12 protein-coding genes and 1 pseudogene are annotated in these 13,336 nt (G+C 63.1%); 8 read left to right on the plus strand and 5 right to left on the minus strand.

Annotated elements, in window-relative coordinates:
• Positions 1 to 216: 216 nt before the first annotated feature.
• Positions 217 to 1,824: an ABC transporter substrate-binding protein gene (locus IAE39_RS03485; RefSeq protein WP_201199443.1), complete on the plus strand. Its 1,608-nt coding sequence runs from the start codon at positions 217 to 219 to the stop codon at positions 1,822 to 1,824.
• 122 nt (positions 1,825 to 1,946) lie between these two features.
• Here IAE39_RS03485 and radC read toward each other — a convergent pair whose 3' ends face one another.
• Entirely contained in the window at positions 1,947 to 2,627 is a 681-nt protein-coding gene (radC, locus tag IAE39_RS03490) for a RadC family protein (RefSeq protein ID WP_201199571.1), read from the minus strand.
• Positions 2,628 to 2,756: 129 nt separating this feature from the next.
• Between radC and coaBC the strand changes: the two genes are divergently transcribed.
• From coaBC to argB, 4 genes and pseudogenes are all read left to right on the plus strand, one after another.
• On the plus strand, positions 2,757 to 3,968 hold the full coding sequence (gene coaBC, locus IAE39_RS03495; protein ID WP_201199449.1) for a bifunctional phosphopantothenoylcysteine decarboxylase/phosphopantothenate--cysteine ligase CoaBC: 1,212 nt from the start codon (positions 2,757 to 2,759) through the stop codon (positions 3,966 to 3,968).
• Between the two features lie 5 nt (positions 3,969 to 3,973).
• Complete coding sequence (gene dut, locus IAE39_RS03500; protein ID WP_016712700.1) at positions 3,974 to 4,429, plus strand: dUTP diphosphatase; 456 nt, start codon at positions 3,974 to 3,976, stop codon at positions 4,427 to 4,429.
• A gap of 144 nt (positions 4,430 to 4,573) precedes the next feature.
• Positions 4,574 to 5,941: pseudogene (locus IAE39_RS03505) on the plus strand (phosphomannomutase/phosphoglucomutase); the annotation flags it as partial.
• A 30-nt stretch (positions 5,942 to 5,971) separates the two neighbouring features.
• Entirely contained in the window at positions 5,972 to 6,877 is a 906-nt protein-coding gene (gene argB / locus IAE39_RS03510; protein WP_004575216.1) for an acetylglutamate kinase, read from the plus strand.
• A 193-nt stretch (positions 6,878 to 7,070) separates the two neighbouring features.
• On the opposite strand, the gene pyrE is transcribed toward argB, so the two are convergent.
• Positions 7,071 to 7,712, minus strand: coding sequence for an orotate phosphoribosyltransferase (pyrE, locus tag IAE39_RS03515; protein ID WP_201199453.1), 642 nt, complete (start codon positions 7,710 to 7,712; stop codon positions 7,071 to 7,073).
• Between the two features lie 80 nt (positions 7,713 to 7,792).
• Between pyrE and IAE39_RS03520 the strand changes: the two genes are divergently transcribed.
• The gene (locus IAE39_RS03520) at positions 7,793 to 8,572 is read left to right on the plus strand and encodes an exodeoxyribonuclease III (RefSeq protein WP_172229251.1); all 780 of its coding nucleotides are present in this window, start codon (positions 7,793 to 7,795) and stop codon (positions 8,570 to 8,572) included.
• A gap of 136 nt (positions 8,573 to 8,708) precedes the next feature.
• On the opposite strand, the gene IAE39_RS03525 is transcribed toward IAE39_RS03520, so the two are convergent.
• Both IAE39_RS03525 and rph read right to left on the minus strand, forming a co-directional pair.
• Positions 8,709 to 9,077, minus strand: coding sequence for a DUF4870 domain-containing protein (locus IAE39_RS03525; RefSeq protein ID WP_201199455.1), 369 nt, complete (start codon positions 9,075 to 9,077; stop codon positions 8,709 to 8,711).
• Positions 9,078 to 9,100: 23 nt separating this feature from the next.
• Positions 9,101 to 9,823 (minus strand): ribonuclease PH, encoded by a 723-nt coding sequence (gene rph / locus IAE39_RS03530; RefSeq protein ID WP_201199463.1) that lies wholly within the window; start codon positions 9,821 to 9,823, stop codon positions 9,101 to 9,103.
• A 228-nt stretch (positions 9,824 to 10,051) separates the two neighbouring features.
• On the opposite strand from rph, the gene IAE39_RS03535 reads away from it, so the two are divergent.
• Both IAE39_RS03535 and gmk read left to right on the plus strand, forming a co-directional pair.
• Positions 10,052 to 10,915, plus strand: a complete 864-nt coding sequence (locus IAE39_RS03535) for a YicC/YloC family endoribonuclease (protein WP_201199464.1) — start codon at positions 10,052 to 10,054, stop codon at positions 10,913 to 10,915.
• A gap of 13 nt (positions 10,916 to 10,928) precedes the next feature.
• On the plus strand, positions 10,929 to 11,549 hold the full coding sequence (gene gmk, locus IAE39_RS03540; protein WP_201199465.1) for a guanylate kinase: 621 nt from the start codon (positions 10,929 to 10,931) through the stop codon (positions 11,547 to 11,549).
• Positions 11,550 to 11,685: 136 nt separating this feature from the next.
• On the opposite strand, the gene IAE39_RS03545 is transcribed toward gmk, so the two are convergent.
• Positions 11,686 to 13,227 (minus strand): APC family permease, encoded by a 1,542-nt coding sequence (locus IAE39_RS03545; RefSeq protein WP_201199466.1) that lies wholly within the window; start codon positions 13,225 to 13,227, stop codon positions 11,686 to 11,688.
• Positions 13,228 to 13,336: the final 109 nt, after the last annotated feature.

Here is a 13,336-nt window from a genome sequence, read left to right on the forward strand (position 1 = left end):
TGCTTTATACCAGAAAGACTCGGCTGCAACAACAGTAGATACACATTGCCGCATGCCAGAACGCGCCGGGCCAGCATAGCGGCAGGCCCCGCCAGCCGTCGACCGCTCGTCGCCAAATTTGTAAAAAAGGGTGTGGTCATTTGCCGGCAGGCGCACTAGGGTAGGCCTTTTCCAGACTGCACTGGCAGATGGGCCACTGACAGCCAAGGAGCCACCATGCGTGCTGCCGCCCTTTCCTTATTGCTCAACTCCTTTTTCGCCGCAGGCGCCGTGTTCGCGGCCAGCGCTGCCCAGGCCGCACCGCTGAGCGTTTGCAGCGAGGCCAGCCCCGAAGGCTTCGACGTGGTGCAGTACAATTCGCTGACCACCACCAACGCCACCGCCGACGTGTTGATGAACCGCCTGGTGGAGTTCGACGCGGCGCAAGGCAAAGTGGCACCGAGCCTGGCGGCCAGCTGGACAGTATCGGCCGACGGCCTGGTGTACGACTTCACCCTGCGCGACGGCGTGAAGTTCCACAGCACCCCGTACTTCAAGCCCAGCCGTGAACTGAATGCCGACGACGTGCTGTTCAGCTTCCAGCGCATGCTCTACCCGGCACATGCCTGGCACAAGACGGCGCCGGGTGGCTACCCGCACGCCCAGTCGCTGCAACTGGGCAGCCTGATCAAGGCCATCGAGGCGCCGGCGCCGAACACCGTGCGCTTCACCCTCAGCCACCCGGACGCCACCTTCCTGGCCACCCTGAGCATGGGCTTCGCCTCGATCTACTCCGCCGAATACGCCGACAAACTGCTCAAGGCCGGCACCCCGGAGAAGCTCAACAGCCAACCGATCGGCACCGGGCCATTCGTATTCCAGCGCTTTCAGAAAGACGCCGTGGTGCGCTACCGCGCCAACCCGGACTATTTCGCCGGCAAGCCGGCCGTCGACCCGCTTATCTTCGCCATCACCACCGATGCCAACGTGCGCCTGCAGAAGCTCAAGCGCGGGGAGTGCCAGGTTGCCCTGTCGCCCAAGCCGCTGGATATTGCCGAGGCGGGCAAGGACGGCAACCTCAAGGTGGCCACCACCCCGGCATTCATGACCGCCTTTGTCGCCATCAACAGCCAGCACCCGCCGCTGGAGAAGCCAGAAGTGCGCCAGGCGATCAACCTGGCCTTCGACAAGCAGGCCTACCTCAAGGCCGTGTTCGAGGACTCGGCGGTGGCCGCCAACGGCCCCTACCCGCCCAACACCTGGAGCTACGCCAAGGACCTGCCCGGCTACCCGCTGGACCTGAAGAAAGCCAAGGCCCTGCTGACCAAGGCCGGCCTGGCCGAGGGCTTCAGCACCACGATCTGGACCCGCCCTTCGGGCAGCCTGCTCAACCCCAACCCCAGCCTTGGCGCGCAGATGCTGCAGGCCGACCTGGCCAAGATTGGTGTGAAAGCGGAAATCCGCGTAATCGAATGGGGCGAGCTGATCCGCCGCGCCAAGGCCGGCGAGCATGACTTGCTGTTCATGGGCTGGGCCGGTGACAACGGCGACCCTGACAACTTCCTCAGCCCGCAGTTTTCCTGCGCGGCGGTGGAGTCGGGGACCAACTTCGCGCGTTTCTGCGACAACCGCCTGGACCAGCTGATCAGCGCCGGGCGTACGACCAACGACCAGAGCGTGCGCAGCCGGCTGTACCAGCAGGCGCAGACACTGATCCAGCAGCAGGCGCTGTGGGTGCCGCTGGCGCACCCGACAGCGGCGACCCTGCTGCGCCAGGAGGTCGAGGGGTACCAGGTGAGCCCGTTCGGGCGACTGGATTTCAGCAAGGTGTCGGTGACCAAGTAAACCTGCACCGGCCTCTTCGCGGGTGAACCCGCTCCCACAGGGATAACACCGCCTTTGAGGGCTGTGGGGGTCCTGTGGGAGCGGGTTTACCCGCGAAAGGGCCAGTACAGGAACACAACGACCTACGCCACAATCCACCCATGCTCAACCATCGACAACGGCTCCCCGTCACCAATGATGATGTGATCCAGCACCCGCACATCGATCAACGCCAAACCCCGCTTCAACGACACGGTCAGATGCACATCATCCTGGCTCGGCTCACTGTTACCCGAAGGATGGTTGTGGCACAGGATCAACGCCGCCGCGTTGTGCAGCAATGCCCGCCGCACCACTTCCCGCGGGTAGACGCTGGCCCGGTCAATCGTGCCCCTGAACAGGATCTCAAACGCCAACGGCCGATGCTTGGTATCCAGAAACAGGCAACCGAACACCTCACTGGGTTCATGCCGCAGCATCGCTTTCAGGTAGCGCCGCACTGTTTCCGGGCTGTCCATGGCCGACTCACGCTCAATCGAGGTTGCCAGGTGCCTGCGCCCGATCTCCAGCAATGCCTGCAACTGGCTGTACCTCACCGGACCCAGCCCAAGCTCACTCAAGAAAGCCTCACGATCAGCCTCCAGCAACCTGCGCAAGCTGCCGAACTTCAGCAGCAAACCACGCGACAGCTCCACCACGTTACAACCGCGCACGCCTGAACCAAGAAATACCGCCAGTAACTCCGTATCGGTCAGGCTCCCGGCCCCACGCTGCAACAACTTCTCCCTCGGCCGCTCTTCAGCCGGCCACTCCCTGATATTCATCCCTGCCCCTCTGCCTTTGCTGCGGCCCATTTCGGCCCTGTGTTAATCTATTTCGCCTCGTACATGCGACGTTCTGCCGCAGGCATTTTCAAACGTCGCCGCCCGCTCTCACTGGAAAAAGGCAAGCCTATGCAGCGGCTGTATCGCAAGCGCATCGTTCTCGGCGTAGGTGGCGGCATTGCCGCCTACAAAAGCGCCGAGCTGATTCGCCGTCTCCTGGAGCACGGCGCGCAGGTGCGCGTCGTCATGACCCGTGGTGGTGCCGAGTTCATCACCCCGCTGACCCTGCAAGCGCTGTCGGGCCACCCGGTGCACATGGACCTGCTGGACCCGGCCGCCGAAGCGGCCATGGGCCACATCGAACTGGCCAAGTGGGCCGACCTGGTGCTGATCGCACCGGCCACCGCCGACCTGATGGCACGCATGGCCCAAGGCATGGCCGATGACTTGCTGACCACCTTGGTACTGGCCACCGACGCCACCGTGGCCGTGGCCCCGGCGATGAACCAGGCCATGTGGCGCGACCCGGCCACCCAGGCCAACCTTGAACTGCTCAAGAGCCGAGGCATCCAGGTGTTCGGCCCGGCCTCCGGCAGCCAGGCCTGTGGCGACGTCGGCCTGGGGCGCATGCTCGAAGCCACCGACCTGGCCTGGTGCGCGGCGGAAAGCTTCAAGCGCCAGGCACTGACCGGCAAACACGTGCTGATCACCGCCGGGCCGACCCAGGAAAACATCGACCCGGTGCGCTACATCACCAATCATAGCTCCGGCAAGATGGGCTTCGCCCTGGCCGAGGCGGCCGCCGAAGCCGGGGCTCGGGTGACCCTCGTGACGGGCCCGGTGCACCTGCCAACCCCCGACCGGGTCAGCCGTATCGACGTGGTCAGCGCGCGGGACATGCTTGCGGCATGCGAAGCGGCCATGCCATGCGACCTGTTCATCGCCTCGGCAGCGGTTGCGGACTACCGCCCGGAAGTGGTTGCCGCACAAAAACTGAAGAAAGATCCTACGACTGGCGACGGCATGCTGCTGCAGATGGTGCGCAATCCCGATATCCTTGCCACCCTTGCTGGCCGCGCCGACCGCCCGTTCAGCGTCGGCTTTGCCGCCGAAACCGAACACTTGCTCGATTACGCTACGCGCAAGCTCAAGGACAAGAACCTCGACCTGATCGTCGCCAATGATGTGGCCAACCCCAGCATCGGCTTCAACAGCGAAGAAAACGCCTTGACCGTGATCGACCGCCAGCAGCACCAGACTCTCTTCGCGCAGACCAGCAAGGGCAAGATCGCCCGGCAACTGGTCGCCTTCATCGCCGAACGGCTCAACCAGGTTCAATAAGTTACATGCACGCTCTTCAAGCCAAGATCCTCGACCCACGCCTGGGCAGCGAATTCCCGCTGCCGACCTACGCCACCCCCGGTTCCGCCGGCCTCGACCTGCGCGCCCTGCTCAAGGAAGACACGGTCCTTGAGCCTGGCCAGACCCTGCTGATCCCTACCGGCCTGTCGATCTACATCGGCGACCCGGGCCTGGCGGCGGTGATCCTGCCGCGCTCGGGCCTGGGCCATAAGCACGGCATCGTGCTGGGCAACCTGGTCGGGCTGATCGACTCGGACTACCAGGGCGAGCTGATGGTGTCGTGCTGGAACCGCGGCAACACCCCGTTCACCATCGCTGTTGGCGAGCGCATCGCCCAGCTGGTGCTAGTCCCGGTAGTACAAGCCCACTTCGATATCGTCGAAGCATTCGATGAGAGCCAGCGGGGCGCTGGCGGCTTCGGTCACTCCGGCAGCCACTGAGCCGACAGACGACCGTTCAGGCCAAGGATGGCGAACTCTCTGGCGAAACCACCGTCCAAGCGTTCAGTTTGCGCCTGCCCAGAAAGCCTTTGACTAATGGAGCTTCCAGAGATGAACGACATGGCCCACCTGGTCCCCGCCGCATTGCCAGACAGCATTTTCCGCGCCTATGACATCCGCGGCGTGGTCGGCAAGACCCTGCACGCCGAAACTGCCTACTGGATCGGCCGCGCCATCGGCGCGCAAAGCCTGGCTCAAGGCGAACCGCAGGTTTCGGTAGGCCGTGACGGCCGCCTGTCCGGCCCGATGCTGGTCGAACAGCTGATCAAGGGCCTGGTCGATGCCGGTTGCCAGGTCAGCGACGTCGGCCTGGTGCCCACCCCGGCGCTGTACTACGCCGCCAACGTGCTGGCCGGTAAATCGGGCGTAATGCTGACCGGCAGCCACAACCCGTCGGACTACAACGGTTTCAAGATCGTCATCGCTGGCGACACCCTGGCCAATGAACAGATCCAGGCCCTGCTGACCCGCCTGAAAACCAATGACCTGACCCTGGCCGAAGGCCGCGTGGAAAAGGTCGAGATCCTTGACCGCTACTTCCAGCAGATCGTCGGTGACGTGAAACTGGCGAAAAAGCTCAAGGTGGTAGTGGACTGCGGCAACGGCGCTGCCGGCGTGATTGCGCCGCAGCTGATCGAGGCGCTGGGCTGTGAAGTGGTCCCGCTGTTCTGCGAGGTCGACGGCAACTTCCCCAACCACCACCCGGACCCGGGCAAACCGGAAAACCTCGAAGACCTGATCGCCAAGGTCAAGGAAACCGGTGCCGACATCGGCCTGGCCTTCGACGGTGACGGCGACCGCGTCGGCGTGGTGACCAACACCGGCAGCATCGTCTACCCCGACCGCCTGCTGATGCTGTTTGCTCAGGACGTACTGGCGCGCAACCCGGGCGCCGAGATCATCTTCGACGTCAAATGCACCCGCCGCCTGACCCCGCTGATCGAACAGCATGGTGGCCGCGCACTGATGTGGAAGACCGGTCATTCGTTGATCAAGAAGAAGATGAAACAGACCGGCTCGCTGCTGGCCGGCGAGATGAGCGGTCACATCTTCATCAAGGAACGCTGGTACGGTTTTGACGACGGCATCTACAGTGCCGCGCGCCTGCTGGAGATACTCAGCAAGGCCGGGCAAAGCGCCGAAAACCTGTTCGCCGCCTTCCCGAACGATATTTCCACGCCGGAAATCAATATTGATGTGACCGACGAGGGTAAATTCAGCATCATTGATGCACTGCAACGCGACGCCGACTGGGGCGAAGCCAACCTGACCACCATCGACGGTGTGCGGGTCGACTATGCCCACGGCTGGGGCCTGGTTCGCGCCTCCAACACCACGCCGGTGCTGGTGCTGCGCTTCGAGGCCGACAGCGACGCCGAGTTGCAACGTATCAAGGATGTTTTCCGTACCCAGTTGCTACGGGTTGCCCCTGAGCTGCAACTGCCGTTCTGACCGACTATCTGTTCCTTACAGGAGCCCTGCATGACCCTCGATCGCGATGCCGCTTCCCATGTAGCCGAGGTTTTGTCCGAAGCACTGCCTTACATCCGCCGCTTTGTCGGCAAGACCCTGGTGATCAAGTACGGCGGCAACGCGATGGAGAGCGAGGAGCTCAAAACCGGCTTCGCCCGTGACATCGTGCTGATGAAGGCTGTAGGCATCAACCCGGTGGTGGTCCACGGTGGTGGCCCGCAGATCGGCGACCTGCTCAAGCGCCTGTCGATCGAAAGCCACTTCATCGACGGCATGCGCGTCACCGACTCGGCGACCATGGACGTGGTGGAGATGGTGCTGGGTGGCCAGGTCAACAAGGACATCGTCAACCTGATCAACCGCCACGGCGGCAGCGCCATCGGCCTGACCGGCAAGGACGCGGAGCTGATCCGCGCGCGCAAGCTGACTGTCAGCCGCCAGACGCCCGAGATGACCACCCCGGAAATCATCGACATCGGCCACGTTGGCGAAGTGGTGAGCGTGAACACCGACCTGCTGAACATGCTGGTGAAAGGCGACTTCATCCCGGTCATCGCGCCAATCGGCGTGGGTGCCAACGGTGAGTCGTACAACATCAACGCCGACCTGGTGGCAGGCAAGGTGGCCGAGGCGCTGAAGGCCGAGAAGCTGATGCTGCTGACCAACATCGCCGGCCTGATGGACAAGCAGGGCCAGGTCCTGACCGGGCTGACCACCGAGCAGGTCAACGAACTGATCGCCGATGGCACCATCTACGGCGGCATGCTGCCGAAGATCAAGTGCGCGCTGGACGCAGTGCAGGGCGGCGTGAACAGCTCGCACATCATCGACGGCCGCGTGCCGAATGCGGTGCTGCTGGAGATCTTCACCGACAGCGGTGTGGGTACCCTGATTACCAACCGCAAGCCGCGCTGATCGTTAGCCTGTTCAGGCCTCTTCGCGGCGGTTCGACGCCTCGATAAACCCGCTCCTACAAAGGCAATCGCAGCCCTCGAGTCTGGCGCTGCCCAATGTAGGAGCGGGTTCACCCGCGAAAGGGCCAGAACAGGCGACACAAAAAAAGGCGACCTTCATCAAGAAGGTCGCCTTTTTCATTTCCAGGCCAGGATCAGATCCCGTATTGCGCCCGGTAAGCCTCGACCGCCGGCAGGTGCTGCTTCAGCTGTGGGTCATCGGCCAGGAACTCCAGCACCTGGGTCAGCGAGACGATGCTGACCACCGGAATGCCGAAGTCGCGCTCCACTTCCTGGATCGCCGACAACTCGCCATTGCCTCGCTCTTCGCGGTTCAGTGCGATCAGCACACCAGCGGCCTTGGCCTGCTGGGCGTTGATGATCTGCATGACCTCACGAATGGCGGTACCGGCAGTGATCACGTCGTCGATGATCAGCACCTCACCGGCCAGCGGTGCGCCAACCAGGCTGCCGCCTTCGCCGTGGTCCTTGGCTTCTTTGCGGTTGAAGCACCATGGCACATCGAGCTGATGCTGGTCAGCCAGCGCCACGGCGGTAGTCGCCGCCAGCGGGATACCCTTGTAGGCCGGGCCGAACAGCACATCGAACGGGATCTTGCTGTCGACGATGGCGGCGGCGTAGCAACGGCCCAGTTCGGCCAGGGCGGAACCGGTGTTGAACAGGCCGGCATTGAAGAAATACGGGCTGGTACGCCCCGATTTCAGGGTGAATTCACCGAAACGCAGTACCCCGCGATCGATGGCAAAACGGATAAAGTCGCGCTGATACTGCTGCATGAATAGTCCCGGACACCACGGATTTAGCTAAATGGGTTGAGCTCGGGTATCATACACGCACGAGATTTATGGGGCCATTTATGCGGATCATCAGTGTGAACGTAAATGGCATTCAGGCTGCGGCCGAGCGTGGTTTGCTCAGCTGGCTGCAAGCCCAGAATGCCGACGTCATCTGCCTTCAGGATACCCGCGCCTCGGCCTTTGAACTCGATGACCCAGCTTTCCAGCTCGATGGCTATTTCCTTTATGCCTGCGACGCGGAGGTGCCTGCCCAAGGTGGTGTGGCCCTCTATTCGCGCATGCAGCCCAAGGCAGTCATCACCGGCCTGGGCTTCGAGACAGCCGACCGCTACGGGCGTTATCTGCAAGCAGATTTCGACAAAGTCAGTATTGCCACCCTGCTGTTGCCTTCGGGCATGAACGGGGATGAAGACTTGAACCAGAAGTTCAAGTTGATGGACGACTTCGCCAAGTACCTGGACAAGCAACGCCGCAAGCGTCGCGAGTACATCTACTGCGGCTCGTTCTACGTGGCGCAGCAGAAGCTCGACATCAAGAACTGGCGTGACAGCCAGCAGTCGCCGGGCTTCCTGGCGCCGGAGCGCGCCTGGATGGATGCGATCACGGGCGAGATGGGTTATGTCGATGCCCTGCGTGAAGTCAGCCGTGAAGGCGACCAGTACAGCTGGTGGCCGGACAACGAACAGGCCGAGATGCTCAACCTGGGCTACCGGTTCGACTACCAGATCCTCACCCCGGGCCTGCGCCGCTTCGTGCGCAACGCCCGCCTGCCGCGTCAGCCGCGCTTTTCGCAGCATGCGCCGCTGATCGTGGACTATGACTGGACGTTGACCATCTGAACCTTGGGGCTGCTTTGCAGCCCATTCGCGGGTGAACCCGCTCCCACAGGGACAACACAGGCGCTAATGGCTGTGATTACCCTGTGGGAGCGGGTTTATCGAGGCGTCGAACCGCCGCGAATGGGCCACAGAAAATCTATTTGATCGGCCGCCAGATCATCGGGTAACGATACGGCTTGCCCTCATTCGCCCGCACCGCGGCAATGATGATCAGGATTAGCACCGCCACCGTCAGCATGGCGAACAGCACCAGCCCGATAAACACGAACATCAGCAAGAAGCAGATGAACCCGGCAATCGTCACGCTGATCTGAAAGTTCAGCGCCTCTTTGCCCTGGGCGTCGATGAAAGGGTCTTGCTCGCGCTTGAGGTGCCACAGCACCAGCGGGCCCAGCAGGTGCCCGAGCGGCACCACCAGGCCCAGCAGCGCGGAGAGGTGGCAGAACATCGCCCATTGCCGGATTTCGGCATTGGGCGGGGTGATCGACAGGTTCGAATCGCTCATGCCCCGCACCTCCCTGGCTGGTCTCAGTCGGCCAGTGCGGCCTGCTGCAGTTCGAAGATTTCAGTCATGCCTTTCTGCGCCAGGGCGAGCATGGCGTTGAGCTCTTCAGGTTGGAAAGGCGCGCCTTCGGCGGTGCCCTGTACCTCGATGAAACCACCGGCACTGGTCACGACCACGTTCAGGTCGGTCTCGGCAGCGGAGTCTTCCAGGTAGTCCAGGTCGAGCACGGCTTCGCCCTGATACATGCCGACCGAAACAGCACCGATCATGTGCTTGAGCGGGTTGCCACCCTTCAGGCCACCGCGCTTCTTGATTACCGCCAGGGCGTCGCACAGGGCAACCATGGCACCGGTGATGGACGCTGTGCGGGTACCGCCATCAGCCTGGATCACGTCGCAGTCGACGTACAGGGTGATGTCACCGAGCTTGCTCATGTCCAGCGCGGCGCGCAGCGACCGGCCGATAAGGCGCTGGATTTCCAGGGTGCGACCACCCTGCTTGCCACGGCTGGCTTCGCGCTGGTTACGCTCGCCGGTGGAGCGCGGCAGCATGCCGTATTCGGCGGTCAGCCAGCCTTGGCCCTGGCCTTTGAGGAAGCGCGGTACACCGTTTTCCACGCTGACCGTGCAGATAACCTTGGTGTCACCGAACTCGACCAGTACCGACCCTTCGGCGTGCTTGGTGTAGTTGCGGGTGATGCGGATCGAGCGGAGCTGATCGGCGGCGCGACCACTTGGACGTTTCATCTGGGATACCTGTACTGGGACTTTGAATCTGCCGTGCATTATAGAGCCCGTAGCCCGGGGAAGACATGCCTATTGTCGCGCACAGGGCTGCCCGTCGCCTTTTCCTACCGCCGCAGCTACCCCTCGGTAACATAGGCGGATTGGGCGCCACGCCCCCACTGCGCTACAATCCTGCGCCTTGCAGCCAAGAGGCTGCCACCGTTCATTTATCTACGCGAGGTACTCCCCATGGTGCACAGCATGACCGCTTTTGCTCGTGTCGAGCGCGCCGGCAGCCAGGGCACCCTGGTCTGGGAGCTGCGTTCGGTCAACCATCGCTACCTGGAACCGCACCTGCGCCTGCCCGAGGCCCTGCGCGACCTTGAAGGCGGTGTGCGTGAAGGCCTGCGCCAGGGGCTGTCGCGGGGCAAGGTGGAATGCACCTTGCGCCTCAACGAAGACAGCAACGGCAAGCCGCTGAAGGTAGACCGCGAGCGCGCCGCGCAGCTGGTGGCCGCCGCCGAGGAAGTGGCCGGCCTGATCAAGCAGCCGGCACCACTGAACCCGCTGGAAGTGCTGTCTTGGCCGGGTGTGCTGGTGGCTGACACCAGCGACCCGCAGGCGTTGAACGCCGAGGCCATGGCGCTGTTCGACGAAGCCTTGGCCGAACTCAAGGCCGGGCGCCTGCGCGAAGGCCAGGAACTGGCCCGGTTGATCAACGAGCGCCTGGACAACATGGCCGGCGAAGTCACCACCCTGCGCGCGCTGGTGCCGCAAATGCTGGCGGCACAGCGGCAGAAGATTCTCGACCGCTTCGGCGACATGCAAGCCGAACTCGACCCACAGCGCCTGGAACAGGAAATGGTGCTGCTGGCCCAGAAAAGCGACGTGGCCGAGGAACTCGACCGCCTCAGCACCCATGTCACCGAAGTACGCCGGGTGCTCAAGGGTGGCGGCGCTGCCGGCCGGCGCCTGGACTTCCTGATGCAGGAACTCAACCGCGAGGCCAACACCCTTGGCTCCAAGGCCTTCGACCCACGCAGCACGCAAGCGGCGGTCAACCTGAAGGTATTGATCGAACAGATGCGTGAACAAGTACAGAACATCGAGTAAGGCCACCCCGACCATGAACCACAGCAGCGGCACCCTCTACATCGTTTCGGCCCCTTCGGGCGCCGGCAAGACCAGCCTGGTTACTGCCCTGACCAAGGCTGACCCGCAGATTCGCGTGTCCGTGTCGCACACCACCCGCGCCATGCGCCCGGGCGAGCAGCACGGGGTGAACTACCACTTCGTCGTCCACGAGGAATTCAAGGCACTGATCGCGCAAGGCGACTTCCTGGAGCATGCCGAAGTATTCGGCAACTTCTACGGCACTTCGCGCAGCGCGCTGCAGGAAGTGCTGGACCTGGGCAATGACCTGATCCTGGAAATCGACTGGCAAGGCGCCCAACAGGTGCGCAAGCTGATGCCGCAGGCGCTGTCGGTGTTCATCCTGCCGCCGAGCCAGGAAGCGCTGCGCCAGCGCCTGGACGGCCGTGGGCAGGACAGCGAAGCGATCATCGCCGGGCGCATGAAGGAAGCGGTCAGCGAGATGGTGCACTACGACGAGTATGACTACGTGATCATCAACGATGATTTCGACGTGGCGCTGGAAGATTTGAAGGCGGTGTTCCGTTCGAATCGCCTGGTGTTGAAGAAGCAGCAGCAGCGCAACAGTGGGCTGCTGAAAGAGCTGCTCTCCTGATATACCGCATGGGGCTGCTTTGCAGCCCTTTCGCGACACAAGGCCGCTCCTACAGGGGATCGCGCAGGACTGACTGACGCGATCTCCTGTAGGAGCGGCCTTGTGTCGCGAAAGGGGCGCAAAGCGCCCCCTTGCTTTATTCCTGCAAAGGCAAGGTAGCCTGCTGACGCAGGGTAGCCCCCAGGAAGTACGCCGGCGCACGCATGCGCGACAGCATCATCAGCCCGATGCCCAGCACCGAGATGATCGCGGCAATCACGAACACCAGCCCCAGCCCGCCCACATGCGAGCCGCTGCCAAAGTCCGGCGAGGCGCTGTCGATGGCGGTGCGCGCAAAGATCACCGACAAAATCACCCCACCCACCAGCGGGCACATACCGCGCATGATGAAGTGGCGCACGCTGCTGAACAGGCTGTCGCGGAAATACCAGACGCAGGCAAACGCCGTCAGCGAATAGTAGAAACAGATCATCATGCCCAGCGCGGTGATGGTATCGGCCAGCACGTTCTCGCTCAGGGTACGCATGGTCACGTAGAACAGGCCCGCGGCGATACCGGCACAGATGGTGGCATAGCGCGGGGTTTGCGAGCGCGGGCAGACGCTGGCGAACTTCGGCGGTACTGCGCCGTAGTAACCCATGGCCAACAGGGTGCGCGCCGGCGCCACGAAGGTCGACTGCAGCGACGCCGCGGTGCTGGCCAGTACGGCGATGGACATCAGGATCGCCAGCGGCCCCATGACCGGGCCGGCCAGGTGGGCAAACACGTTCTCCTGGATGCGCGGGTTGTTCAGGCCCAGGCCCGTTTCGCTGATACCGGCAAACTGCAGGGTGGCGATGGCAGTGAACAGGTACAGGCCGAGAATCAGCATTACGGTCCAGGTGGCAGCCTTGCCGGGCACCTCTTCGCTGCCCACCGACTCTTCGCTGACGGTCAGGCAGGTGTCCCAACCCCAGAAGATGAAGATCGACAACGACAAGCCGGCGGCAAAGGCCGAGAACGACTCGACACCGAACGGGTTGAACCAGGCGAAATCGAACTCCAGCGGCGGCGGCGCAGTGGTGCCGCCGAAGGCGGCGAAGGCAAAGCCGATCAGCACCAGCAACTGCAAGGCCACCAGGCCGTACTGCACGGTCATGGTGGTGGCAATGCCGCGACAGCAGATCCACACCGCCAGGGCGATGAACACGCAACAGGTGGTGATGTTGATCAACAGGTTGTCGGCCAACGCCGCCAACTCGTGCTTGCCAGTGATCTGGCCGAGGAACAGGTAGAAGAAGTCGACCGCCACCCCAGCCAGGTTGGACAGCACGATGGTGGTAGCCACCACCAGCCCCCAGCCGCCGATCCAGCCGATCATCGGGCCGAAGGCACGGGCCGACCAGGTGAACGAAGTGCCGCTGTCCGGCTCCGCCGAGTTCAGTTCGCGATAACCCAGGGCCACCAGCAGCATCGGCAGGAAGCCGACGATGAACACGGCCGGCAGGTGGGCACCCACCTCGCGCACGGTCGGGCCTAGGGCGCCGGTCAGAGTGTAGACCGGGGCGATGGTGGAAATGCCCAGCACCACGCTGGCCAGCAAGCCCAAGCGGCCTTTGGCCAGGCCCTTGCTGCGCTGAGTGTTGCCCGCGTCGGCCGCCACGTCGGGTGGGCGGCCGGCTTCTGTGTAATTGCTCATGAGTATTTGCCGTAAATTTTGGAATTGTTTTCACAGGCCTTGCGTGCAAGGCCCGCTTTCACTCATTGAAAGCTTGCTGTCGGGGACACGTCATCCGAGACCTTCGGCT

This window comes from Pseudomonas sp. S37 (assembly GCF_016658545.1).
GTDB lineage: Bacteria > Pseudomonadota > Gammaproteobacteria > Pseudomonadales > Pseudomonadaceae > Aquipseudomonas.

Excerpts from the sequence above, each read along its gene's own strand:
- IAE39_RS03485 (WP_201199443.1), top strand. The coding sequence starts at position 217 with ATGCGTGCTGCCGCCCTTTCCTTATTGCTCAACTCCTTTTTCGCCGCA.
- radC (WP_201199571.1), bottom strand. The coding sequence starts at position 2,627 with ATGAATATCAGGGAGTGGCCGGCTGAAGAGCGGCCGAGGGAGAAGTTG.
- coaBC (WP_201199449.1), top strand. The coding sequence starts at position 2,757 with ATGCAGCGGCTGTATCGCAAGCGCATCGTTCTCGGCGTAGGTGGCGGC.
- dut (WP_016712700.1), top strand. The coding sequence starts at position 3,974 with ATGCACGCTCTTCAAGCCAAGATCCTCGACCCACGCCTGGGCAGCGAA.
- argB (WP_004575216.1), top strand. The coding sequence starts at position 5,972 with ATGACCCTCGATCGCGATGCCGCTTCCCATGTAGCCGAGGTTTTGTCC.
- pyrE (WP_201199453.1), bottom strand. The coding sequence starts at position 7,712 with ATGCAGCAGTATCAGCGCGACTTTATCCGTTTTGCCATCGATCGCGGG.
- IAE39_RS03520 (WP_172229251.1), top strand. The coding sequence starts at position 7,793 with ATGCGGATCATCAGTGTGAACGTAAATGGCATTCAGGCTGCGGCCGAG.
- IAE39_RS03525 (WP_201199455.1), bottom strand. The coding sequence starts at position 9,077 with ATGAGCGATTCGAACCTGTCGATCACCCCGCCCAATGCCGAAATCCGG.
- rph (WP_201199463.1), bottom strand. The coding sequence starts at position 9,823 with ATGAAACGTCCAAGTGGTCGCGCCGCCGATCAGCTCCGCTCGATCCGC.
- IAE39_RS03535 (WP_201199464.1), top strand. The coding sequence starts at position 10,052 with ATGGTGCACAGCATGACCGCTTTTGCTCGTGTCGAGCGCGCCGGCAGC.
- gmk (WP_201199465.1), top strand. The coding sequence starts at position 10,929 with ATGAACCACAGCAGCGGCACCCTCTACATCGTTTCGGCCCCTTCGGGC.
- IAE39_RS03545 (WP_201199466.1), bottom strand. The coding sequence starts at position 13,227 with ATGAGCAATTACACAGAAGCCGGCCGCCCACCCGACGTGGCGGCCGAC.